At 70.7% G+C, this 24,415-nt stretch carries 20 protein-coding genes and 3 pseudogenes; 9 read left to right on the forward strand and 14 right to left on the reverse strand.

The genetic code is table 11. From position 1 onward, the window contains the following. The first annotated feature begins 3 nt into the window (after positions 1-3). On the forward strand, positions 4-2,094 hold the full coding sequence (locus tag EMA17_RS49100; RefSeq protein WP_126643711.1) for an HAD-IIB family hydrolase: 2,091 nt from the start codon (positions 4-6) through the stop codon (positions 2,092-2,094). A gap of 381 nt (positions 2,095-2,475) precedes the next feature. After that, entirely contained in the window at positions 2,476-3,246 is a 771-nt protein-coding gene (locus EMA17_RS49105; RefSeq protein WP_126643712.1) for a hypothetical protein, read from the forward strand. Between the two features lie 669 nt (positions 3,247-3,915). On the opposite strand, the gene EMA17_RS49110 is transcribed toward EMA17_RS49105, so the two are convergent. From EMA17_RS49110 to EMA17_RS49125, 3 genes and pseudogenes are all read right to left on the reverse strand, one after another. Then, entirely contained in the window at positions 3,916-4,338 is a 423-nt protein-coding gene (locus EMA17_RS49110) for a hypothetical protein (RefSeq protein WP_126643713.1), read from the reverse strand. 465 nt (positions 4,339-4,803) lie between these two features. Then, positions 4,804-5,556: a PCC domain-containing protein gene (locus tag EMA17_RS56265; RefSeq protein ID WP_371863257.1), complete on the reverse strand. Its 753-nt coding sequence runs from the start codon at positions 5,554-5,556 to the stop codon at positions 4,804-4,806. Positions 5,557-5,570: 14 nt separating this feature from the next. Continuing rightward, positions 5,571-5,828 (reverse strand): annotated as a pseudogene (locus tag EMA17_RS49125) (ATP-binding protein); the annotation flags it as partial. An 878-nt stretch (positions 5,829-6,706) separates the two neighbouring features. Between EMA17_RS49125 and EMA17_RS55880 the strand changes: the two are divergent. Together EMA17_RS55880 and EMA17_RS49135 are read left to right on the forward strand one after the other, a co-directional pair. Then, positions 6,707-6,940 carry a hypothetical protein gene (locus tag EMA17_RS55880; protein WP_126643715.1) on the forward strand — a complete coding sequence of 78 codons (234 nt, stop codon included), beginning with the start codon at positions 6,707-6,709 and terminating at the stop codon, positions 6,938-6,940. Positions 6,941-7,092: 152 nt separating this feature from the next. Beyond that, positions 7,093-8,028: an SGNH/GDSL hydrolase family protein gene (locus EMA17_RS49135; RefSeq protein ID WP_246127401.1), complete on the forward strand. Its 936-nt coding sequence runs from the start codon at positions 7,093-7,095 to the stop codon at positions 8,026-8,028. 417 nt (positions 8,029-8,445) lie between these two features. Here EMA17_RS49135 and EMA17_RS56270 read toward each other — a convergent pair whose 3' ends face one another. Continuing rightward, complete coding sequence (locus EMA17_RS56270) at positions 8,446-9,174, reverse strand: hypothetical protein (protein ID WP_170222382.1); 729 nt, start codon at positions 9,172-9,174, stop codon at positions 8,446-8,448. Between the two features lie 54 nt (positions 9,175-9,228). Here EMA17_RS56270 and EMA17_RS49150 point away from each other — a divergent pair. Beyond that, a pseudogene (locus tag EMA17_RS49150) lies at positions 9,229-9,796 on the forward strand (Tn3 family transposase); the annotation flags it as partial. Between the two features lie 95 nt (positions 9,797-9,891). On the opposite strand, the gene EMA17_RS49155 reads toward EMA17_RS49150, so the two are convergent. Further along, the gene (locus EMA17_RS49155) at positions 9,892-10,287 is read right to left on the reverse strand and encodes a cupin domain-containing protein (RefSeq protein ID WP_126643717.1); all 396 of its coding nucleotides are present in this window, start codon (positions 10,285-10,287) and stop codon (positions 9,892-9,894) included. Between the two features lie 51 nt (positions 10,288-10,338). Here EMA17_RS49155 and EMA17_RS49160 point away from each other — a divergent pair. Next, positions 10,339-11,332, forward strand: a pseudogene (locus EMA17_RS49160) (GlxA family transcriptional regulator). 262 nt (positions 11,333-11,594) lie between these two features. Here the strand turns inward: EMA17_RS49160 and EMA17_RS49165 are convergent. From EMA17_RS49165 to EMA17_RS49205, 9 genes are all read right to left on the reverse strand, one after another. Beyond that, on the reverse strand, positions 11,595-12,515 hold the full coding sequence (locus EMA17_RS49165; protein ID WP_246127407.1) for an alpha/beta hydrolase: 921 nt from the start codon (positions 12,513-12,515) through the stop codon (positions 11,595-11,597). Between the two features lie 80 nt (positions 12,516-12,595). Further along, positions 12,596-13,600 (reverse strand): ABC transporter permease, encoded by a 1,005-nt coding sequence (locus tag EMA17_RS49170; RefSeq protein WP_126643719.1) that lies wholly within the window; start codon positions 13,598-13,600, stop codon positions 12,596-12,598. Next, positions 13,597-14,346, reverse strand: coding sequence for an ATP-binding cassette domain-containing protein (locus EMA17_RS49175; protein ID WP_126643720.1), 750 nt, complete (start codon positions 14,344-14,346; stop codon positions 13,597-13,599). Before EMA17_RS49175 ends, EMA17_RS49170 begins: the two co-directional genes overlap by 4 nt. Before the next feature lie 52 nt (positions 14,347-14,398). Next, positions 14,399-15,385 (reverse strand): sugar ABC transporter substrate-binding protein, encoded by a 987-nt coding sequence (locus EMA17_RS49180; RefSeq protein ID WP_126643721.1) that lies wholly within the window; start codon positions 15,383-15,385, stop codon positions 14,399-14,401. A 134-nt stretch (positions 15,386-15,519) separates the two neighbouring features. After that, entirely contained in the window at positions 15,520-16,620 is a 1,101-nt protein-coding gene (locus EMA17_RS49185; protein ID WP_160161863.1) for a helix-turn-helix domain-containing protein, read from the reverse strand. Positions 16,621-16,914: 294 nt separating this feature from the next. Then, positions 16,915-17,928, reverse strand: a complete 1,014-nt coding sequence (locus EMA17_RS49190; protein ID WP_126643723.1) for an ROK family protein — start codon at positions 17,926-17,928, stop codon at positions 16,915-16,917. Between the two features lie 7 nt (positions 17,929-17,935). Further along, positions 17,936-19,270 (reverse strand): FAD-dependent oxidoreductase, encoded by a 1,335-nt coding sequence (locus EMA17_RS49195; protein WP_126643724.1) that lies wholly within the window; start codon positions 19,268-19,270, stop codon positions 17,936-17,938. Further along, positions 19,267-19,956: an SDR family oxidoreductase gene (locus tag EMA17_RS49200; RefSeq protein ID WP_126643725.1), complete on the reverse strand. Its 690-nt coding sequence runs from the start codon at positions 19,954-19,956 to the stop codon at positions 19,267-19,269. The genes EMA17_RS49195 and EMA17_RS49200 overlap by 4 nt, the downstream gene beginning before the upstream one ends. Continuing rightward, positions 19,953-20,732, reverse strand: a complete 780-nt coding sequence (locus EMA17_RS49205) for a sugar isomerase domain-containing protein (protein WP_126643726.1) — start codon at positions 20,730-20,732, stop codon at positions 19,953-19,955. The genes EMA17_RS49200 and EMA17_RS49205 overlap by 4 nt, the downstream gene beginning before the upstream one ends. Positions 20,733-20,961: 229 nt before the next feature. On the opposite strand from EMA17_RS49205, the gene EMA17_RS49210 reads away from it, so the two are divergent. The 3 genes from EMA17_RS49210 (at position 20,962) to EMA17_RS49220 (ending at position 24,292) form a co-directional block, all read left to right on the forward strand. After that, complete coding sequence (locus EMA17_RS49210) at positions 20,962-21,651, forward strand: GntR family transcriptional regulator (protein WP_160161864.1); 690 nt, start codon at positions 20,962-20,964, stop codon at positions 21,649-21,651. Positions 21,652-21,680: 29 nt separating this feature from the next. Next, a complete protein-coding gene (locus tag EMA17_RS49215; protein WP_126643728.1) occupies positions 21,681-22,658 on the forward strand; it encodes a phosphotriesterase family protein in 978 nt (325 codons plus the stop codon). Between the two features lie 437 nt (positions 22,659-23,095). Continuing rightward, positions 23,096-24,292 carry a hypothetical protein gene (locus EMA17_RS49220; RefSeq protein ID WP_126643729.1) on the forward strand — a complete coding sequence of 399 codons (1,197 nt, stop codon included), beginning with the start codon at positions 23,096-23,098 and terminating at the stop codon, positions 24,290-24,292. Positions 24,293-24,415: the final 123 nt, after the last annotated feature.

A 24,415-nucleotide genomic window follows, 5' to 3' on the forward strand; every position in this document is an offset into this window, starting at 1 on the left:
CGGATGCGCATTCTGGTCACGGATCTGGACGGCACGCTGCTGGACGGCGACGCAGAGGATCGGCTGCGGTTGAAGGCCGCACTCGCCCGCCATCCCGAGTTCACGGTGGTCTTCGCCACGGGGCGCGGACTGTCTTCGGTCCGCGGCCTGCTGCGGGACCCTCTCCTGCCGCCGCCGCGCTGGATCATCGCGGACGTGGGCGCCAGCGTGATCGACGGCACGGACTTCTCGCCCGTCGAACGCCTCCGCGTCCGGTTGCGCGCCGGGTGGCCCGGCCGAGACCGCGTCCGTGCGGCGTTACGCCGTTTCCCGGCGCTGGTCTACCAGCACGACGTGGTCCAGGACGGCCGCTGCTCCTACCACCTGGCGCCGGACGACCTGACCGGGGAGATCACCGAGACCGTTCGAGCGCTCGGCTGTACCTGGATCCACTCGGCGGGCCGCTACTTCGACGTCCTGCCGCCGGGGGCTTCCAAGGGGAGCGCGCTCAAGGCGCTGGCCGAGATGTCGGACTGGGCGGCGGATTCGATCCTGGTGGCCGGGGACTCGCTGAACGATCTGTCGCTGTTTCGGCTCGGTACGCACAGCGTCCTCGTCGCGAACGCGGAACCGGCGTTACGGGCAGCGGTTTCCGACGAACCTCTGGTCCACCGTCCGGACCGCCCGGGCGCGGCCGGCATCCTGGCGGCCCTGGAAGCGCTGGGCTGGGTATCGCCCGGCCCCGGCCGGTCGGGGCGCCGCCACCGACTGGTGGTGGGCTACCACCGCCCACCCGCGTGCCGGATCGACGGGGGCCGGCAGAGGTCGACCAGCCCCAATGGCATCCTGCCCACCCTGAACAGTGCCTTCGCCGACGGCCTGCCGGGAGTCTGGGTCGCGGCCGACGTCTCCCGAGACGGATGCCGGCCCGACGGCGGCACGCGGCGCCCCGGACCGCCGCTGTCCCTCGTCCCGCTCGGCCTCTCCGCATGGAACGGCTATTTTCACCACGCGTGCAAGGAGACCCTCTGGCCGGTGCTGATGTCCGAACCGCACCTGATGGTCGACGACCGGGACAGCTGGGCCCACTACCGTGCCGTGAACACCCTGTTCGCGGAGCACATCAGCGCGCAGGCCGCGCCCGGGGGAACCGTCTGGCTGCACGACTACAACCTGTGGCTGGTGCCCGGCCTGCTTCGCGCCGCCCGACCCGACCTGCGCATCGGCCTGTTCCACCACACACCGTTCCCGCCCGCGAAGATCTTCGCCGCCCTGCCGGCCGCCTCGGAACTGCGGGCCTCGCTGGCCTGCCTGGACTGGGCCGGGTTCCACACCGACACGTTCGCCGAACACTTCCGGCAGACCCTGACCGGCCCGACCGGCCCGACCGGCCCGGCCCGGCTCCCACGCGTGGGCGTCCACCCGCTCGGGATCGACCGGCTCGCCATCGAGGCGCTCGCCTGCGGCCGGATCCCGTTCCGCCGACCAACCCTGCGGCATCTGGTGTTGTCGGTGGAGCGCCTGGACTACGCCAAGGCCCCGGTCCACAAGGTCGACGCCATCGCGCGACTGCTCCGGCAGCGCCCCGACCTGCGCGAACGGGTGACGTTCCGGCTCGTCTGCCCGCCACCGGAGCCGGGCATCACCGCCTACGACTCCACCCGCCGGCTTCTCGAGCGGCGCATCGCCGATGTGAACGGCGCCTGGCAGAAAAGCGGTTGGCAACCGGTGGAATACGTTCCATGCACCCTCTCTCCCACCGAGGTGGTGGACGAGTACCTCTCCGCGGACGTGTTCTGGGTGACCTCGCTGCAGGACGGAATGAACCTGACGGCCAAGGAGTTCGTCGCCGCGCAGGCAGCCGTCGGCACCCGCGAATCCGACCGGCCCGGCATCCTGGTGCTCTCCCGCCACGCGGGCGCGGCCGCCGAGTTCGGCGACGCGGCGCTGCTCACCGACCCCCGCTCACCCGAGAACCTGGGGACCGTCCTGGCGCGCGCCCTCGCCCTCGCTCCCTCGGAGCGTCGCGTCCGCTTGGACCTGCTGTCCCGGCGCCTCGGTCACGAGCAGCCCGTCGACTGGGCACAACGGATCATCCACGCGATCCAGGAGTGAGCGCAGTCGCAAGAGCCACGGAGCCACGGAGCCACGGAGCCACGGAGCCATCGCATCCCGCCGTGCGGACGCGGCCGCCTGCGGCCGGACGGAGTCCGAGGACATCGCGTTGATCCGGCGGCTGTTGACACGCCGGAGCGGCCCCGAGATCGAGGACAGCATCTGCCTCGAAGTCGTCGGCGAGGTACCCGTGTTCGACCTGGGAGAGGACCGCCTGCGAACGTGGCTCGAACGACGCGGACGCGAGACGCTGGCGTCCCTGGAAACCTGGGAGGGGCGGGCCCGGCACAGTGAGGGGTTCGACGCATCGACGCTCCCCGAGGTGGACACGGTGATTGCCGAGTCGGGCGAAGGCGCGAGGACTCTCGAGGAGGGGCGGAGTTGGACGCCCGGGAACGCGCCGGGGAGACCTGGACGGCCGAGGAGCTCCGGTACGTCGCCGAGTTGCGCGGCATCGGCGAGCGCGTGCGCCGGACGTACGTGTCCCTGGCGTTCACCACGACGGAGCCCGATCCGCGGTCACCCGCGGAGTACCGTGCCGAGGTCGAGGCCCACCTCGCCGACTGCCGGGAGAAGTTCGTGCGCGAGGCCCGCGGGCTGCTCGTCTCCGGGCCGACGTTGCGGTTTCGGCTGGTGAACACGGGCAAGCACTACGTCGAGGGTGTCCAGGTCATGGTCACCGTCGCGAAGGAGGGGACCGTGGTCGCCCTCCCCGCCGATGCGCCGCCGGTCGCGGCGTTTCCCGACCCGCCGCGCGCCTACGGCCCACGTCGCAGGAATCTGCTGCCGTCGCCGGTCCCGGAATGGATGACGCGAGAAGGCGCGACGTGGTCGCCACGCGACCTCGGCGCCTTGGCATACCGCTTCCCCGATCCGCGTGCCCCCGAGATCGACGAGCACGACGGCGATGTCGAGATCGTCTTCTCCCCCGTATCCGTGCGGGCCTTCGACACCGTCGACCTCGAGCCGGTGACCATCACCGCCCGGGTACCCGCTCCACGATCACTGCCCTTGCGCTGGCGTGCCACGGGCACCAACCTGCCGGGCCGGGCGAGCGGCACCATCGACGTCGACACGGCATCGCAGGCGAGCGCGTCGCTCGCCGAACGGCTGCTCCCCACCGCATCACCCGAGGCTGTCAACGCTCTCTGAAAAAACTGGTTCTGGATCACTTTTGATGCCAGGGCCACGGAGCGTCACCGGAACCGCGATGATGAACTCCCGTGGCTGACGCTCTCCTTCAGGATCTCTGGTTCCATCACGCCGACCATGTCGTGCTCGACACCATCACCATCCAGCCCCGCCGCGTGACCCTCCACGCCACCACGACCAGCGGCTGAAGGCAGAGCCGGCCGCGACCTCGACGGCAGGACATGGGACGAGTTCCCCCGACCCACGCCTGGGCGCAGCGCGCGCGACGGCACGGCCCCGGGGCGGCGAGCGTGAGCGAGCGAAGCCGATGGGGCAAAGCGGGTGTGCCACTCACACCCGCGGAGGCCCGAGCCCTTCGTGAACGCGCCGCCCGCAAAGGCCGACACGACGAGGAGGACACCCGCATCGCGCGGCGTTTGAGGGTCGCCCCGGTCGAAATGCCCTATGACCTGTGTCGGATGCACACCCGCACGCGATCCCCACGCGGCCGACCATGTCATCCCATCTGCACCGAACGCCGAACCGCCCGCTGCAGGACCACCCATCGCGATGACCCGTCCCGAGGACGCGAGTGTCCCGATACGACCCGACCCTAGAGGGCCCTCACAAGCGCGGCAGCGCTTGTGAGGGCCCTCTGTTCGCCGACGTGCACCCCGGTCGAGGTTCGAATCATCCGTCCGTGCGGCTCGGGACTGTCGGTGTCGGTGGGAAGAGATGAGGCAGCACACGGACGTCCATGACCCAGCGCGCGTCGCCGGCCCGGACCGCCGTCCGCACTTGCTCGAGGACTGTGCTCCGCGGTACAGGCGTCCCGGCGAGCGTGGCGCGGCGCGGGAACTTCAGCAGGCCCGCGAGTTGGGCGGTTCGGAGGCCGGACTTCTCGTGCAGCGAGCACAACGGCAGGAACCGGTTCGCGAACAGATTGCGGATCGCCGGGTCGACGTGGTGGATCCGGTACAGCTCGGACAGGTGGTTCGTGTCGTCGTACGGGACGTGCCCGTGGACGGCGTACACCAGGCGTGTCCCGTCGTGTCGGGCGAAGTGCCGCCCGTGGGCCGCGACATGGGCGCCGGCACCCGACGTGGTGGTCATCGCGGCGATGTCGGCGTCGTGCCTGCGGGCCGCCGTCAGGACCGTGACGTGCAGGGCTGCCCGGGGGTCCAGGACCAGGCCGTCCAGGCCGAGCAGGGTCCAGGTTGATTCCGTGGCCGCGGGAGAGGATCAGCCGCTCGGGGGCGTTGCCCGCGATTTCCAGGAGGTGCGCGGGTGCCCGCCCGTGGAAGTCCCCGCGGGTTCGGATGCGTCATCACCGGTGTGCCCCGCGAGGACGTGCTCACGCACTACTCCTGCCGCCAAGCCCTCACAGCCCTGCACCACTCCCCCGAACTCCTGGCCGGCTCACCGGTCGGAACGGATTTGCTCGCGATCATCGACCGGGTCGTGGGAGCGAGCGCCGGGGCAACGACGGCCTGCGGGGCACATGACCGCGTCACGTTCCGTGGAAGTCATTTCGACGCGAGTTCGGGAGTCACCTGCGGCACCGAAGCAAGACCAACGTCAGTGTGAATTGATGTCAGTCCCTGACCAACGTTGCGGGGGCTGGGTACTGCCCGGCCCCCGCAACGTGGTGTTCGCGATAACTAACTTGCTCGCTGTGGTGTCTGTCGGGCGTGGGAAACCATCGCCTGGTCCACCGCAGACGAGTGCACTCCTATGCGGAGGCGCCCTGTGCGCCGAATTGCAGTGTCGGCACTCGGTGGGGGGCCGAGCTTGGGGCGTGTCATGGCGGGTTCGAGGACTTCGACGAGCAGCAGTTCGTGGATGAACTGGACGGTTCCGGCGAGGAGGTGGCTGGTCTTGCCTTCGGCGGCTTGGCCCTTCAGGCCCTCGGCCACGTGGATGTGGGGCGCGACGGTGTTCGCTTCTTCGTCCCCAGGCGATGGTTCCGCAGCCGAGGGCCTCGACCAGTTCGTATTCGGCGGCTGACCATACGGGTGCGTCCGGGTTGTCCATGCGCTCGCAGGTGCCGACGAGCCGGACGTGGCGAAGGCCGCCCAGGAACATGGGCAGATATCCGGCGCGAATGCCGTGCTCGGTGCAGAAGGCGACGAGTTGGGGAAGGAAATCTTCGCCCTCGTCAAGGGCGATGCCGAACGTGCGGCCGACGCTGACTTGCGTGAAGCGCATAGGGCTCAAGACCTCCTTGGCAAGGCGAACGAACCACCGGACTGCTCGAGTCGCGGCGTGTGCACCATCCTGCCCGGATTCTGGGCGCGCCTGTGCGGGCGCCGCGTGTTCCGACCCGTCCATCCTGATCGTTCGGGCTACCCGGTCGCGGTGCGTCCGGCTTGGGCTTCGATATGGGCGAGGCGGTAGGACTGGGTGCCGGTCTGGATGATTGCGCCGTTGAACGTGAGCCGGTCGACGATGGCTGCGCAGAGCCGCGGGTCGGTGAAGGTCTTCGTCCAGCCGCTGAACGACTCGTTCGAGGCGATGGCGACGCTGTTCTTCTCCTCGCGTTCGGTCAGCACCTGGAACGGCAGTTCGGCTCCGCGGCGGTCGGGTTCCATGTAGCCGAGTTCATGGGCGTGGCCCTCGGAGAACGCCTCCTGCCCGGCGGTGGCGAACACCCGGTGCACCGCCTTGCCGGAGTACGACAACCGCAGCGAGAACAGGTAGGCCCGCGTCACCGTGCCGGCGAACACGACCTGGACCTCACCGAAGTCCACCTCCGTCTCGGCCCCGGGCAGGTGCGTCTGGGGCACGAACAGCGCCTGCGGGCCCAGCCCGGCCTCCCGCCGCACCTCCGCCCGTCGGTCTTTCACATGGGCGCGCACCATGGCGTACGAGATGTCGTCGGCGTCGTGCTCGTCCGCCAGTCGGTCGAAGATCCGCTTCGCGGTGTGACGCTGCTTCGGAGGTGCGTCCAAGTCCGCCCGGAGCATGCCGTCGATCAGGGGCTTGTAAGGGTCAAGCCGCGTCTCCCGGCGTCGCGGCGCCTTCCGCTCACCGGGCCACTGCCCGTCCAACGCCCGCCGCACCGTCCGCCAGGTGACGTTGTACTTCCGTTGCAAAGCCCGCTGCGACAAACCGCTTTGGCGATGATCTCGCCGGATCGCGGCGTATAGGTCGACCCTCGACTGCGACTTCCCCATCCGGCCTCCCACGGCAGAAGCCCACTCCACCGTCCCACCGCAAGGCACCAGGTGACGTCAAAACAAACGGACACCGCAAACTCGGTCGGAAGCCGACTCCCACAGACACATCGAAACGACTCCCGCCCTCAGTAACAAAGCCAGGGCGCAGGCCCACGGCGCGGCAGACATAGTCGCGGGACCTACGCGCGGCTGCGTCCGCAGGACATGGGCATTCCCGACTTCGGTGGCGGTCCGCGTCGGGTGCGGGGGTTGCGTCGGGAGGAACTCGCCCTGTTGGCCGGGGTCAGCGTCGACTACCACGCATGCCTCGAACGGGGTCGGGCCGCAACGTCTCGCCCGACGTGCTCGACGCCGTCGCCCTGGCGCCGGGCCTCGACGACAGAGGCGCGCATCCGCACAACCTGGCCCGCCCCGCCTCCGGCCGCCGGCGTCCCGCCCGTCCACAGCGGGTCTGCGTCGAGATGCGGCAGGCCCAGGACGCGCCGTCCGGTGTCCTCGCCCACATCATCGGTCGCCAGTTGGACGTGCCGGCCTGAAACGACATGGTGCGAGCCCTGGGCCGTTTCCGGCCCGTCGTGTCCGTACAAGCCGACGCTCCCCCACCCGGATAGTGTCTGCGGTACCCGCCGCCAGGTTGCCAAGTGGCGTGTCGAAACCAAGAGTTGGTCTCCGGAGAAGAGTGTTCGGCGTGGCAGTGCGGCGATCGATGGTGGCCGGGGTGAGCGCCCTGCTCGCCCTGACCGTGACGACCTCGTGTTCGTCGGTCAAGGATCCCGGGTCCAAGCCCGACGCGAACAAGCCCGTCCAAACCGTCGCACCCACGCTCTCACGGGTACCGGTGACCGCGAAGACGACCTATGTGGCGTTGGGGGATTCCTACGCGGCGGGGGTGAAGATCCCGCCGCTCGTGGCCGACGCGCCCGCCGGGTGCAGCCGTTCGCAGGCGAACTACGCGCATCTGGTGGCCCAGCGCATAGGCATCGTCGACTTCGTGGACGTGACCTGCAGCGGAGCCACCACGGTCGACATGGCCGCGCCGCAGAAGGTGGCCGGGTCACCGCCACCACAACTGGACGCACTGCGCGCCGACACCGGGTTCGTCATCCTCGGCATCGGCGGCAACGACTTCGGGTTCACCGAAGTGCTGCGCACCTGCGGAGAGAAAGCGCTGAACCGGTCGTTGAGCCCGTGCAAGAACTTCTTCACCGCCGACGGTCACGACGAGTTGGCCCGCAGGATCGAGGAATTGGGACCTCGAATCGCGGGCACCCTCGACGCGATCAAACGACGTGCGCCCACAGCGCGCATCCTGGTCGTCGGCTACCCGTCGATCCTGCCCGAGTCCGGCCCCGTCTGCCCCGGCGATGCGCCGTTCGCGCCGGGTGATATCGGCTACCTGCGTGATCTCGTACCGGACATCAACAACGTCCTGGCCACACGCGCCAAGGCTGCGGGCGCGGAGTACGCGGACATCTACACACCAAGCCTCGGGCACGACGTCTGCCGGCCGGTCGACACCAAATGGGTCGAGGGCGCCGATCCCGCAGCCGACGCCGCCCCCATGCATCCCAACGCACGCGGGCACCAGGGCATCGCCGAAACGATACTCGGCACCCTGGACTGAAGGACGTGGACCCGCAGTCTTCCTTCGGGCCGACCACACGACGATCGGACTCGGCCCAGGGAAGTTCCGGTGGCCGCGTACGAGCGACGCGCCGCTGCCGAAGCAAACCGCTTGGTGGACATCGCGCCTGTCATCGATCGACGTCGACATGCCCGGTATCGGATCGCCCGCCCGCCGCTCGGAGCCGTTTCCACCGGACCCGGTGGAAGATCGGGTCGACGGCGACGACGCAGAACGCGTGTACGGGTCGGTCCATGCCCGCCGGGGTAAAAAAGCCGATCTTGTCGCCGAGGAAGCTCTCGCCGCGCCGATGGACATGACGATCCCCGGCCACACGGTCGCCGACGACCTGCCGGAGGAGACGTCGACGGCGGAGGTGGTGCGGTTGGCGAAGATCCGGTGGCGGATCGAGCACGACTACCGCGTGCGGTGGGTGGGAGGGGTGGGGGCGTGTTCCAGGCGCGGCGATCGTCTCAGGTGTGGGTGCGGGTTCGGGTTGCGCGGACCCAGGTACGGGCCGCCGTGGTCGCCGATGCCGAGGCCGGGGCGAAGGTCGCGGACGTCGTCGCGAAAGATCTGCCAGGCATCACGGTCGGGGTACGGGTCCGCGCGCTCCCGCGGGTCGGGTGGAGCCGCCATGAGATAGGCGGGCGCCACGACGCTCATGAGGTCGACGCGTGCGACCGGGCTGTACGGAAGGTACCGGACGAGTTCGGCGAGTCCATCGGGGCGTTCTCGGAGCAGTAGATGGAGCAGGCGCTGCAATGTGTCGTCGTTCAAATGTCGTTGTGGCACCTTGGCGAGCGCGTGGCCGACGGATGGGCCGTTGCGTAGGTGGGGTCTGGGGTTGTGCGGGGACCACAGGGTGGCGGCGACCGCCAGGAGCACGGCTGCCGCCGCGTAGCCCCGACTCGGTTCCTCGGCGGTGCGGGGCGACTCGTGTACGTCCGCCGGATCCGGTAGACCCGCCCGGGTGATCGCCTCGATGACCGTCGGCCGATGAACAGCCGAGGTCAGGGTTGCCGCGCCCGGCCAGGCCTGTGCGAGCCGTCTCGCCGGCAACAGCCATGCGCCGTCGGGTGCGAGCGGGTTCGCCGTGAGGTGCCGGCGGAGTCGGTCCGGGTATTCGGCTCGCACTGTGGGCATGGTGTCCTGCTCGGATCGGCTCGGTGGCGTCGCACTCGCGGCTTCTCACCGCGCGCCTGCCGCGGCCGGGTCGACCTCGCCGGGATCGAACGCCACTGGGAGGGCGTTCGTCGGATCATCGGCTCCATCCACACCGGCGCCGTTCGCGCGTACGACGTGATCCGGATGCTGTCCCGTGACGGCCGACCCACCCCGCTCGGCGATGCTATCGCCCACTACGGGCGGATCGCCAAGACCCTGCACATCCTGCGCCTGGCCGACGAGCCCGGCCACCGGCGGCAGATCAAGAGCCGGCCCAACCTCCAGGAAGGCCGCCACTCCCTCGCCCGGAAGATCTTCCACGGCCGGCCCGGGCAGCTCTACCAGCGCTATCAGGACGGCATGGAAGACCGGATCGGCGTGCTGGGCCTGGTTCTCAACGCCCTCGTACTGTTCAACATCCGCTACATGGACGCCGCCGTCACGCAGCTCCGGAGCGACGGCTTCGAGGTCCGAGACGAGGTCGTCTCCCGGCTCTCCCCGTTCGCGCGACATCACATCGATGTGCTCGGCCGGTACTCCTTCCAGCTCCGACCTGCCCGGCGGAATGCGCCCCCTGCGCGACCCGGACACCGACGGGGATCGAGTTCCGCGCCGCTCTCGCCGTGCAGTCGGTGAACCCAACCGACCCGGTGTCGGACTACGCCATGGGCAGTGGCGTATCCGAAGCCTGTCGGGTCAGGTGCCGAGTGTGTGTCCGGTCGTTGAGTCGACATGCTCTGGGATCTCGTCGTGGCGATCGCCCACAGTCGGTGTCCCGGTGGGCTCGAACATGAGGATTGCGGCGCCGGACGGAGCGTACGGCTTGTGCTCTGTGCCTCGGGGGACGGTGAAGACCGCCCCCTGCGGGAGCAGGACCGTGCGCTCCCCGTCGGGCTCGCGTAGGGAGATGTGCAGTTCGCCGTCGAGTACCAGGAAGAACTCATCCGTGTCGTCGTGGACGTGCCAGATGTGTTCGCCCTCGACCTTGGCGATGCGGACGTCATAGTTATTGACGCGCGTGACGATGCGGGGGCTCCACAGGGCATCGAAGGAGGCCAGAGCCTTGCCGAGGGGGATGGGTTCGCTGCGCATGGGCTCATCCTGAGCCGTTCCGCATGCCACCGCGAGTGCTAGGAATTGCACATGGCGAAAGAATCCTCGCACGCAGCCCACGCGGCGGGCGTACACCGAGTCGTCGTGATCGTGGACGAGAACTCGAACCCCTTCGAGCTCGGCTGCGCGACCGAGGTCTTCGGTCTGCGCAGACCGGAGATCGGCCGTGATCTCTACGACTTCAGGCTCTGTTCCCCCCCAGCCCCGCACCCTGATGCGGGACGGATTCTTCACGCTCACGGGAGTCGCCGACCTGGAAGCGGCCGACGCGGCGGACACCTTGATCGTCCCCAATCGCCCGGACACCGACGTGCCTCGCCGTCCCGCCGTGCTCGATGCCGTCCGCCGGGCACACGCCCGCGGTGCGCGCCTGATCGGCTTCTGCAGCGGCGCCTTCACCCTGGCCGAGGCCGGAGTCCTCGACGGGCGCCGGGCCGCCGCGCACTGGCAGTGGGCGGATTCCTTCCGGGCCCGCTTCCCCTCTGTCCGCCTCGAAGCAGACGTGCTGTTCGTGGATGACGGTGACATCCTCACCGCGGCAGGGAGTGCAGCTGCGCTCGATCTCGGGTTGCATGTGGTTCGCCGCGACCACGGCGCTGAGGTCGCCAACTCTGTGAGCCGGCGGCTGGTCTTCGCGGCGCACCGGGACGGTGGGCAGCGGCAGTTCGTGGAACGTCCCATGCCCGACCTGCCGGACGAGTCTCTGGCGCCTGTCCTGGCCTGGGCTCAGGAACGGTTGGACTCACCGCTTGCCGTGTCGGACCTTGCGATGCGTGCGGCGGTCAGTCCGGCGACTTTGCATCGCCGCTTTCGGGCGCAACTGGGCACGACGCCGTTGGCGTGGCTGACGGGGGAACGGCTTGCTCTGGCGTGCCGGTTGATCGAGCGAGGTGAGTCCCGGTTCGAGCTGGTCGCGCGACGCAGCGGGCTTGGCACCGCTGCCAATCTGCGCACGCTGATGCGCCGCGAGACCGGCATCACACCGTCGGCATACAAGCGCCGGTTCGGGCCGGAGGCGACCTGACGGCGGGCATCCTCCTGCGACGAACCACGTGTGCCTCATCGTCTGCTGTCGCCGCGCACGGTGGTGTGCTCGTCGAGGAGGGCACGGGCCTGCCCATACGACAGCCGCGCCAGGCTCTCCGATCCGCTTCGCCGACCGGGCACCCGGCACACCGTGGGTTCGGCTCCCCCCAACCGGCCGGGACGGCGTGGGCGGGAGCGAGGTCGGCGGGCACCCCCGTGGTCCGCCGGCCTCGCTCGCCTGGTGTTCGTGTTGCCGTGGGTCAGCGCTGTACGGCGCCGCGCAGGACGGCGGCGAAGTCGGCGTGCAGGCGCTGGCTGAGGGACGCGGACGGGCTGACGCCGTCGAAGCCGTGGAACGCGTCGGGCAGGTGGCGGATCTCCACCTTGACGCCCTCGCGGATCATCCGGAGCGCGTAGTCGAGGCCCTCGTCGCGCAGCGGGTCGAGCTCGACGGTCAGTACGTACGCCGGGGGCAGGCCCGACAGGTCCTCGGCGCGGCCGGGGGCGGCGTACGGGGAGACGGTGGTGCGCTCGTCGCCGAGGTAGCGGTGCCACATCAGTTCGGCCTGGGAGCGGTCGAAGATGGGGGTGTCGGTGTAGTGGTCCATCGAGTGGGTGTCCATCCGGTCGTCGATGACCGGGTACATCAGCAGTTGGAAGCGGATGGCGGGCCCGCCTTCGTCCCTGGCCCGCTGGCACACCGCCGCGGCCAGGGCGCCGCCGGCGCTGGCGCCCGCCACCACGACGGCACCGGTGTCGACGCCGAGTTCGTCCGCGTGGGCGACGGCCCATTCGAGGGTGCGGTAAGCATCGTCGAATCCGGCCGGGAAGGGGTGTTCGGGGGCGAGGCGGTATTCGGGGGCGATGATGTGGCAGCCGACCTGGGCGGCGAGCCACGTGCACAGGTCGTCGTCGATCTCGCAGAAACCGAGGGCGAATCCGCCGCCGTGCAGCCAGACGACCAGGGGCGCGGGTTCGGTGGTGGCGAGGTTGCGGTAGGTGCGCAGCCGCACGGGTGGTCCGCCGGCGCCGTCGGGTTCGAGGTGGTCGACGTCGACGGCGGGGTCCCGCAGCGGTTGCGCGGCCGCGTACTGGCGGCGTTGCAGTGCGCGGTGCGCGGCCAGGTCGTAGGGGTCGACGGCTTCCAACAGGGCCAGTGCGGCGGCGATTTCGGGATCCATCCTGGTCTTCCTCCGGGCGGGTGTGGGGTGTTGCGTGGGGTCGTCGACGGACGGCGCGGCGGTCGTTCGGGATCCGCGGGTCATCCGGACCGCCCGGTGCGGAAGCGGCGGCGGCGTCGGGCCTGGTCGACCATGACCGCCAGGACCAGCACCGTGCCGGTGGCGACGTTCTGCCACAGCGGGTTGACCCGGGTCAGCACCAGCGTGTTGGCCAGGACCGAGAACAGCAGGGCGCCGAGGGCCGTGCCGCCGACCGAGCCGACCCCGCCGAACAGACTGGTGCCGCCGATGATGGTCGCCGCCAACACCTGGAACGCGAAGGACGATCCGCCGGAGTTGGGGTCGGCGCTGGACAGCCGGGCGGCGAGCAGGATGCCGCACAGCGCGGCGGTGCCGCCGCTGATCACATAGAGCCAGGTCTTGACCCGGTCGACCGCGACACCGTTCGCCAGTGCGGCGGATTCGTTGCCGCCGATGGCGCGGGTGTCGTAGCCGAACCTGGTCTTCTCCAGGACCAGGTGGCACAACACACCCGCGACCACGGCGTAGACGACGAGGTAGGGAATACCGCCGATCTCGCCCTGGCCGGCGCGGCCGAAACCCTCGGGGAAATCGAACAGGGGATTGCCTTCGGTGAGCACCGTGACCAGGCCGTTGACGGCGAAGAACGAGCCGAGTGTGGTGATGAACGGCGGCACTTGGGCAACGATCACCAGGAACGCGTTCAGCGCGCCGAGCAGTCCGCCGACGGCTACGCCGAGCACGATCGCGGCAGGCCAGGGCACGCCATGGTTCATCAGCATGCCGGCGGCGACGGCGCCCGCGGCGAAGACCGATCCGATGGACAGGTCCAGGCCGCCGCCGACCAGCAGCATGGTGGCGCCGCAGCCGGCGATGAAGTAGGTGACGGTGGACCGCAGGATCTCGATCAGGTTGTCGCTCTGCAACGCCACGGGGTTGCGCGCCTGGGTGATCGCCAGCAGCACGACGATGGCGGCGAACACACCGGCCTGGGGGCCGGTGAGCAGTCGTGCGGCGCGGCCGGACCCGGTGCGCAGCACGGCGCGTACGGTCACGGTGCTCATGTGTCCCTCCTCGAACCGGTGATCAGCGCGACCACCTCGTCCCGATCGGTTTCCGCGACGGTTCGCACACCCGCGACTCGGCCCAGTCGCATCACCTGCACGCGATCGGCTGTGTCGAAGACGAGTTGCATGTCGTGGCTGACCACGATCACGGCCTTGCCCTGGTCGCGGAGCCGGCGGATCAGGTCGGCGGCCTGGGCGGTCTCGCGGACGCCGAGCGCGGCGGTCGGTTCGTCGAGCAGGACGGTGTCCGCGCCGGTCTTCAGGGCCCGGGCGATGGCGACGATCTGGCGCTGGCCGCCGGAGAGCATGCCGATCTCGGTGCGCACGGAGGAGACGGTCACGTCGAGGGACCGCAGGAACTCCTCGGTCTCGCGTTCCATGCGGGCGCGGTCGACGAACAGGCCGCGGCGGGGGAAGCGGCCCAGGAACAGGTTGGTGGCCACGTCCAGGCACTCGACGAGGGCGAGATCCTGGTGGACGGTGGCGATGCCGGCCGAGCGGGCCTGGGCGGGGGTGGCGAAGCGCCGGGGGTCGCCGGCGAGTCGGATCTCGCCCTCGTCCGGTGCGTACAGCCCGGACATGACCTTCACCAGGGTGGACTTGCCCGCTCCGTTGTCGCCCAGGAGGGCGAGGATCTCGCCGGGTCGGGCCTGCAGGTGCACGTCGTCGAGCGCGGTGACGTGCCCGAATCTCTTGGTGATGCCCCTGAGTTCCAGGGTGGGTCGGTGCGTGGTGGTTGTCATGCGTGGTCTCCGCTTCCACGGGCCCGGTGCGACGCGGGGGCGTCGACGGGGGTCACTGGGCGGGCAGGGTTTCCTTCGTGACGAACGTGGCGCCCGTGTCGATGTTCGGGGGGATCGCCTTGCCCTGCTCCAGGTCGCGGACGGCTTGGACGGATCGGGTGCCCATCTCGCACCAGCCCTGGATGCCGAGTCCGTGGATCTGGCCCTGTTCGACCGCCTTGCGGTGGTCGTCGGTCAGGTCCAGTCCGACGATGGCGACCTTGTCGCTCATGCCGTGTTCGCGTACCGCGGTGATCGCGGCGGGCAGCGCGGCGCCGGCGGGGGTGAAGATCGCGGTGATGTCGGGGTGCGCGGTGAGCATGTTGCCGATGATGTCCACGTCCTTCGTGGCATCGCCGTTGTCGTACTCGTTGGCGACGAACTTCATGCCCGGGTACTTCGCGGCGGCCTGGGCCTTGAAGCCGGCGATCTGATCGGCGTGCGAGACGGTGCCGGCCGACACGGACAGGAACGCCACCCGCGCGTCCGGATACTTGGCGCCCAGACCGTCCGCCATCACGGCGCCCATGCGCCGGTGCACGGTGCCGACCTGGGTCTGTTGTCCGGTGTTCGCGTCGCCCGCGTTGAGGCCGACCACGTATACGCCCTTGCCTCTGGCCTGCTTGATCACCGGAGTGAACAGTTTGTCGACCACCGGCACCACCACCAGCGCGTCGGTGCCGCTCGCCAGTGCCTGGGTGATCTGGTTGATCGAGCCCTGGTTGTCGACCGCGGTCCCGCTGATGCCGACCTGGACCGGCTTCCAGCCCTGCTTGCGGGCCTCGGCCTCGAAACACTTGCCCGCGATGTTGAAGTCGGGATACGACGGCAGCGGGTTCACGTAGGTGATGGTCTTGACCTTGCGGTGTCCGGACGACGTGCTGCTCGAACCGCCACCGTCACCGCACGCGCTCGCGGCCAGCAGTCCGGCGGTGACCAGCGCGATGGGGGCCAGGCGTGCTCTGCGCGTCGTTCTCGCGGCGTGCGTCATGTGCGTCATCAGCGAACCTCCTCGATTCTCCTGATGTCCGCGACGCCCGGGTGGAGCGTCGGGCCATCAGCGTAGAAACGGAGGGACGGCTTCCTCATCCGACGCATGGCCGCCGATGACGCGACGGTTCGCCAACTGGCGAGTCAGTCCTCCAGGTGCCCCAACCGCCACAACTGGACCGCCAATTGCGCGCGACTCAGCGACTCGGGCGTCTCCAGCGAATAGCCGAGCGCCTGCTCGGCCTTGCGCACCCGGTGCGACAGCGAACTGTGGTGCAGGTGCAGGTCGACCGCCGCGCGCCGGAGCGAGCCGGTGCGGCACACGCTGACCACAGCGGCCAGTTCCTCGCGACCGGTCTCCGTGGCCATCAACCGGCCCACGGCCGCCACGTCCGGCTCGCGCATGCTCTCCCCGGTGGGGATCTGCGCCAGCAGGGCCAGCGGCCCCAGGTCGGCGTAGGCGACGACGGCACCGCGTCCGCCCGCACGGGCGAAGCGCAGCGCGGTGCGCGCCTGTTCCCACGATTCCGCGCAGCGGGCCGGCGGTCGGGGGGTGCCCAGACCGGCGAAGGCGGATCCCTCCAACGTCCCGCCGATCCCGTTCGGGGTCAGCGGCGACGCCGACACCAGGGCGATCTCCCCCTCGACCACGCCGCCGCGCACCAGGCTGCCGCCCACCCGACCGGCGGCGGCACCCAGACCCCGGGCCGTCTCTGCGACCGACTTCGGCACCCGGATCGCGGCGACCGTCAGTTCCTGGTCGCGCGGGAAACCCAGCAGTTCCGCCGCCCGTCGGGCGTCCCGCTCGGAGGCCCGGCCGCCGAGCAGCAGCGGCAACAGTTCCTCGCCCCCCAGAGCCCGCGGTCGCCCGCGATCCATCCGGTCCCAGATCACATCGGCGGCGACGGCCATCCGCTCCAGGAGCAGTTCGTCCAGCGCGGAGGGGAGCGCGGGACGCTCCAGCCATACCGTGCCGCGTTCGTCCGAGGTGGAACCGAATTCGCGCTCCAGTGAGGCCACCCCCAGGGCCCCGGAGAGCGGACGTCCATGCTCGTCGAACCTGACCGCGGCGCCGCCGTGCGGATCCCGGAATCCGGCCGGGCACTCCGCCAAATTCGCGGCGGCCCGTACCAGCGCCTGCACGCTCGCCCGGTTCTCCACGAGTCGGTCGAAGAACTCGATGACCCGGACCGCGCTCTCCGCGTTCGGGTCCAATGCGGACAGCCTCAGCAGCAAGCCTCGCACCACCAGCTCCTCACGCGACGTAGCCGACCGCCGTCGGGGCAGGCGGCGGTACCTCGTGCCTGCGGTCATCTTGCCGGGCCCCGGGCGGCGCAGGTCAAGCACGGCGCAGACACACATTCGACACTTCGCAGCCGACGAACGGCGCGTTACCCACGGGCACACAGCGTCGCGCTCCGGGAGCCGGCGAGCGGTCGGTCGGCAACCCTCGGTGAGCGTCGACGGCCGCAGCGACACGAGCGCGCCGGGTCCGCGGTATGTGTTTCCCATCCGGTTCGGACCGGGCGCGCGGCGTGCTCAGCCGTCGGCGGCACCGGTCGAGTACGGCGACGCCGAGCACGCGAGCGAGGCTGCCTCCAGGGCGGCGCCGACGGCGCCCGCTCGCGTCCCGAGCGCGGCGAGCCGCAGATCCACCCAACCCACCAACGGCCCGCGGCCGGTCAACGCCCGCGCGGTCTCGGCTCGCATGAACTCGAACGCGGGTGCCACTCCCCCTCCGATCACGACGGTACGAAAGCCGAGCAACGCGAGCGCACCACCGAGCACCCGCCCCAGCGCATCACCCGCGTCGGCCAGGATCCGCAGCGCGCCGGGATCGCCCACCCGGGCGGCGGCGACCAGGTGCGCGGCCCCGGACACGGCCGTGTCCGGCGCGGCCGAGCCTCCCTCCCGGTCCCATGCCCGGGCCAGCGCACGTCCCCCGGCGACGGTCTCCAGGCAGCCGCGTGCCCCGCAGCCGCACGGCGTGCCGTCCGCGACGGCCGGCATGTGCCCGATCTCACCGAGCCGGTCGCCCGGGCCGCGCAGCACGGCGCCACCCAACGCGAGGGCGCCGCCGATGCCGGTGCCCATCGTCACGAACACCGCCTCCGACCGGTCCCGGGCCGCGCCCAGGGCCAGTTCGGCGCGCGCGAAGGCGCGAGCGTCGTTCAGCAGCGCCGTCGGGACCTCGGTGACGTCCCGCAGCCGGTCCGCCAGCGGATACCCGGCCCACTCCCCGGGCACGTTCGGCACCAGACGCGTGGACCGGCCGTCCCGCCCCAGATGCCCGGGCACCGCCACGCCCAGCGCCCCGACCGGCGGCTGCGTCCCGACCAGGTGCGCGATGGCCGTCACCACCGAGTCCGGCCCCAAGCGCGGCGTCGGCAGCGAACCCTCGTTCACCACCGACGCGTTCGCCCAGCGCACCCACTTGATGTCGGTGCCGCCGACATCCACGCCGAGCACGGCGGTGGCGGTGTGCCGGGCGGGGCCGGCCCGCTCGGGCCGCTCGGCCCGCTCCGCGTCCCGCTCACGGCCGATCGTGGTCATCGCGGGCTCACAGCAGCGCGCCGTCGACGACGAGGCGTTCCCGCAGCGTGGCCATGTCGACCGAACGCACCCGGGTCCCGCCGGCCGCCGCCTGTGCGGCGGCGGTGCCGGCGGCCTGCCCCATGGCCATGCACTGACCCATCGAACGCACCGAGGCGTGCGCGTCGTGGGTGGCCGACAGGCAGCGGCCCGCGACCAGGAGCCCGTCGACACGGCGGGGCACCAGACAGCGGAACGGCACCCCGTAGGAACGTCCGGTCGGGGTTGTATCGCCGGAGCCGACGTAGCGCCAGATCGTGTCCCGGCCCGCCGCGTGGTCCTCGATCGGCGCGCCGCACCGCGCGACGGCGTCGTCGAACTCCCGCGCGGACAACACGTCGTCACGGGTGAGCACGTACTCGCCGATCAGCCGCCGGCTCTCCCTGACTCCGATACGCGGCGCGGCCCCGGCCAGGAACGCCCGCTCGTAGCCGGGGACCCGTTCGGTGAGGAAGCGCACGTACTCGACGCTTTGTCGGCGACCCTCCGCCTCGGCCTCGGACAGTTGCCACGGGTCGGTCGGGTCCACCCCGTGTACGCGCGTCAGATTGGTGTGCACGACACCCGGCGCGGTGGTGCGGTGCGCCGAACCCTCCCGTCGTGGCAGGTCGTAGGCGCCGCTGTCGCCGTGTTCGCGCATGAGCCGGTGCAGTTCGGCGGTGGTGGTGCGGACGGGGTCGACGCCGGCGAGCCGGAAGGTCTGGGTGAGCGGTTGCACGACCCGGTCGGCCCGCGGCCGTTCCAGCGCGCAACCGGCACGCCAGGCGATGTCGGCGTCACCGGTGGCGTCGACGACGACCCGGGCGCGGATGTGGCCGGGGCCGGCGACGGTCTCGATCAGCACGCCGCACACGGTGTCGCCGTCCATCACCACGCGCGAGGCGCGGGCGTGCAGGAGCACCGCGACGCCGGCTCCGCGAGCGAGTTCGTCCCAGACGACCTTGAGCACCTCGGGGTCGTAGGTGACACCGGTGCCGGCGCCGTAGGTGTTGAGGCGCTCGAACGCGGCGTCGCGGTCGGTCAGCGCGCGGCAGACCTCCCACGCGATGCCGCCGACGACACGTTCGGCGCCGCCAGGGGCGTACAGCCCGTAGAAGGTGTCGAGCACCGCGGTTCCGGTGCCTCCGAGGCAGGCCGCGCTCTCCACCAGGAGGGTGCCGCGGCCGTGTCGGGCCGCGGCGACGGCGGCCGCGGCGCCGGCGGACCCGCCGCCGATCACCGCGACGTCGCCGTCCCACAGCAACGGGTAGCGGCCCGCTTCCTCGGGAGTGACCCGGACCGGGTCGAAGGGGACGAGAGTCATCGCAACTGCCACCCTCCGTCGACGGGGAGCACCGATCCGGTGGTACGCGCCGCGGCGTCGGACAACAACCACACGACGGCGTCGGCCACTTCGTCCGGCGTGCAGGCCCGGGCACCGAGCGGCATGAGGCGGGGCATCCGCCCTTGGATCACGGGGTCGCCCATGGCGCGCGCGGCCATGGGCGTGTCGACCAGGCCGGCGGCGACCAGGTTGACGCGTACGCCGCGCGGCGCCCCGGCGAACGCGGCGGAGCGAACGAGGGGAATCAACGCGCCCTTGGCGGTGGTGTAGGCCGCGGTGTGGAAGTCCTCGTCGAAGGTGCCGGCCAGCGCCGAGCCGATCACCACGATCGACCCGCCGTCGGTCATCGCCCGCATCCCGGCGCGCAGCAGGTGGAACACCGAGTCGAGGTCGACCCGCAACACCTCGTGCCACGCCTCGTCGGTGCACTCGGTGATCGGCCCGTCGCCCAGTCGGCGGCCGGACATGCCGACCGCGTGCACGATGCCGTCGAGTCCGCCGAGCGCGCCGACCGCGGCGGCCACCGCGTCGTCCGCGCCGGTCGACACGGTCACGTCGTGGTCGTGCCGGTCGACGCCGAACACCCCGGCGCCGGCGGCCCGCGCGGCCCGGACGCAGGCGGCGCCGATGCCGCCGTGCGCGCCCGCGACCAGCAGACGCCTCATCGCGGTCCACCCGAGGTGCGCAGCGTCGAGGCGGCCCGGCGGGCGAAGTCCAGGTAGGCGTCCTCGAACAGGTCCTCGCTGCGCTCGGCGCCGACCAGACGGGCGCTGGTGACGACCGACGGCATGGCCGCCTCGGCGGCGAGGAGTTCGGCGACCCGAACCTTGACCTCGTTGACCACGGCGACGGCGGTGAAGGTGCTCACCGGCCCCACGGGCACGTCCAGGCCCGGCACCGCGCAGATGGCGTCGCCGACGGGTGAGCCGAGGTCGATCACGACGTCGGCGTGGTCGCGCAGCCGGGTGCCGCCGGAGTGGCGGGACTCCCCGGCGTCGGTCTCGGCGCGCGAGGTGGCCACGATCACCGGAAGTCCGGCCCGGCGCGCGCCCATCGCCATCTCGATGGGGACGGCGTTCAGGCCGCTGACGCTGAAGATGAACATGGCGTCACAGGGGCGGAGTCGGAAGTTGTCCAGGATCCGGTCGGCCAGGCCCTCGGTGCGTTCGATGAACATCGCCTGGCGCTGTCCGTTCGCGCCGACCACCTGGGTGTGGAAGGTCATCGACAGTTCGGCGATCGGCTGGAACCCGGGATAGGAGCCGTAGCGCGGGAAGAACTCCTCCACCGGGATGCGGGAGTGACCCGTCCCGAAGGTGTACACGACGCCGTCGGCCGCGATGGCGCGCGCGGCGATCCGGGCCGCGGCCTCGATGGCCTCGGCTTGTGACTGTGCGAGCCGCTCGACGATGTCGACGGCGGAGCGAATCCAGGAAGGCATGGCACGGCCCTTCGGTTCGGGGCGGTCGCTCACGGGAATGAGACCGGCGCTACACCAGTACTACCCGTCTAGACAGGTAATCGGGAATGCACCGTATCCGCTCGATCTCCAGTGGTCAACGGCCGTGATGCGCACCGATTGTTCGGTCGTGGACGTCACCATCGAGATGACCTAGACTCCATGGCCATACCGGTCTAGACATGAGAGAGTGAAGATGGCCCGTGGTGGCATGCCTCGTCACGAGGCGGTGGAACGGCACATTCGGAGCCGGATCGCGGGACTGCGCCCGGGCGACCCGCTCGAATCCGACGCGGAGTTGTGCGAACTGTTTCGGGTCAGCCGCATGACGGTGCGACAGGCGACGCAACGTCTGGTCGCCGAGGGGGCCATCTATCGGGTCTCCGGTGTCGGGACGTTCGTCGGCGAGCCGCGGGTGCACCGACAGATGGGGCGTCTGCGCTCGTTCACCGAGGAGATGGCCCTGCGCGGGATGACCGTGTCATCCGAGGTCCTGGCCGCCCGACTGCGCCCCGGTACCCCGGACGAGGTGGCCGAACTGCGCCTGCCGCCGAAGTCGAACGTCGTGCAGGTGCGCCGGATCCGCCGGGCCGGCGGCGAACCCATGGCAATCGAGGACGTCGCACTGCCACCCCACTGCGCGTGGCTGCTCGACGTCGACCTGGCCGAGGGCTCGCTGCACCGCGCGCTGACCGACCACGGCTTGGCGCCCGTGCGCGCGACCGGCACCCAGGTCGCCGCCATCGCCGACGCGGAGGACGCGAGGTTGTTGCACATCGCGCCCGGTGCCCCGGTGTTCGTCGAACGCAGGTTGGTCGGCACCGCTTCGGGCGACCCCATCGAGCGCACCGAATCCCGATACGCGGGTGCGCGCTTCGTGTTCCACATCGAACTGACCTGAGGTTTGGCCACGCACGCCGAGGAGTCCCCATGACCGACACGACCGTCGAAACCGTTCTCGGCCCCGTACCGGCCCACGACCTCGGCACCGTCGACGCGCACGAACACGTCTTCCTGCGCACGCCGGTCAACCCGGGGGAAGAGTTCCTCGACCCGGACAAGGCAGCCGCCGAACTGTCGGCCGTGTCGGCCTCCGGGATCCGCACGGTGGTCGACCTGACCCCGGTGGGCCTGGGCCGCCGGCCGCTCGAACTGGCCGACGCGGCCCGGCGCAGCGGCGTGCACGTGGTGGCCGCGACCGGCTACCACCGGGCCGCCCACTATCGCGAAGACCACTGGGCCCGGGATGCGGACGAGGAGACCCTGTTGTCGATCCTGCTCGACGACCTCACCGTCGGCATCGACCGGCACGACTGGACCTTCCCCCACCCCGAGCCCACCACGCACCGCGCCGGGATCATCAAACTGGGCGCCTCCTACCAGCACATCAAGGGCGTCGAGCGGCGCTGGTTCGCGGCCGGGGCGGAGGCCGCGCGCGCCACCGGCGTCCCGATCGCGGTGCACACCGAGGTCGGCACGGCCGCGTTCACCGCCCTGGACCTGCTCGCCGAGCACGGAATCCCCGCCGGACGTGTGCTGTTGGCGCACACCGACCGCAACCCCGACCCCGAGCTGCACCTCGACCTGATCGCCCGGGGCGCCCACCTCGTCTACGACACGATCGGCCGGATCAAGTACCGCCCCGACGCGGTCGTGCTCGACCTGCTGGAGACGATCGCCGCTCACGACGGCCTCGACCACGTGTGCCTGGGCACGGACGTCGGCCGCCGATCCATGCTCACCTCGTACGGCGGCGGACCGGGCATGGACGTCCTGGGCCGCGACTTCGTCCCCCGCCTGCGCCGCCGCCTGGGCGACGAGGCGGTGCGCACGGTGCTGGAGACGACGCCCCAGCGCCTGCTCACGCCGACTCCGTCCACCGCCGCCGCCCCTGTCGCCGTCGCGTGACGGCGGTGACTGCCGCTCTCGGCGTCGACGTAGGCGTCCTCAACGGACAGCCGTACGACCGGGTGGGCAGGCGTCGTGACCCCGTCCACGGCCACATCCCGGCCCTGCGGCGCTGATGAGAGGAAATCAACCCGAGCACGACTGAGCACCCACCGTCGGCACCATCTCGCCGGAGCCCGCCGACAGCCGCCGGCACCAGACGCACCGACACCGACACCCCACCACACCCTCGCGGGCAAGGACCGGGGAGGAGGTACGCGGCCGCGGCGAGGCGTCGATGCTTCGACGGCTTTGTCCAAGTCTCACGAAGGCGCTTTCGCGGATGATGATGCGTCCACGACGCCGGGTGACCTGTGTTTTCGGCAAGGGCACGACGTCGCGGGATCGGCCGCCTCGTTTCGGGCCTCGATCGTGATTCCCTCCCGAACGGACGACCGATGTATCAGCCGGACCGACCCGCCTTCACGACCCACTCGGGCATTGTGAGCCTCGACGAGGCGGGAGGAGCGCGGGAATCGTTCCCCGACCAGGGCGCCGCCGCCCGCGCGCACCTGTTGACCCTCTGGCTGGGCGAGGACGCCGCGCCCCTCGACGAGGCCCTTTCACCAACGGGTCCCGTACCCGCGCTGTACGCCGACCATCGCCGGAGCCCCTCCGCGAGTACCCCGAACCCGGCAACGGCCCACGACGACCGGCACTTCCCGCACATCGACGCCACATCGGGCACCCTGCGGAAGGCCGTGGCCTGCGAACCGATCGACGAAAGCGAGCTGCGTGACGCACTTATGGACGCGATCGAGCGCCCATTGCGCGACCGGGGTGGCGAACTCGGCTCACGCGCACGCCTACTGCTGGACGAATTCATACTCGATCTGACCGGCGAATTCCTGGACGCGGTCGTCGTCGAAGCCCTGGACACGAGTACGGGACGCGTCGTACGCGATGAACTGCACGTCATCGTCGTGGACTACCGGGGCTCGACGCGCGTCAGCGTGCTGCCCGAAGCGGCGGGCCTTCCACGCGGATCGGACCCGACTCCCGATCCTCGATGCACTTTCGGCGGCCTCGAATGCTCCGACGAGCATTTCCTGGATGACGACCAACTACATCGCGTCAACGTCCGGTTGCGAGCAGCGTGTGCCGCACGGATCCTCGCCGACGGGCTCGTGATGAGCCACACCGGCGAAGTCGTCTTCGACGTCCGGATCGCGCCGCACGACCTGCGGTCCGTGGACGCGACGACCATCCGGTCCTGGCTTCCCCCTGCGGCGTGGGAGATCGAACAGGACGATGCCCACTTCCATGTGCTCGACACCCGTGAATGGCTGAAGGACCTCGACGCCTTCCGCAAGGACTGCCTGGAGGAGTACGGCGGCAACGAAGGCGATCACGAATACGACGATCCGTCCGTCGTGAAGGCGAATCGGACCGCGCTGGCGGGGCAGTTGTGGGCCGAGTCGGTCGACGCGCCGCTGCGATACATCACCCGGGGACACCCCGCCACCGCCGCCGAAACACTCGGCGTCGTCGGTACCTGGGATCACGGGCACACCATCGGCTCCCACGAGTTCGCCGGCGTCATGGTCTTCGGCCCACACGAGGTTCTGCTGTTGAGCATCTACCCGGAAGGCTGAACCGTTCCGACGAAATGTCATCCACCACGGCGAAGTGGTCCCGCCGGCGCCCGTCGGTCTCCGACGGTATGACGTCGCCGCCCGTCTCGGTCGAGGTCGACGGCGAACCCGCCGAACTCGACC

The sequence above is a fragment of the Embleya hyalina genome (assembly GCF_003967355.1).
Taxonomy (GTDB): domain Bacteria; phylum Actinomycetota; class Actinomycetes; order Streptomycetales; family Streptomycetaceae; genus Embleya; species Embleya hyalina.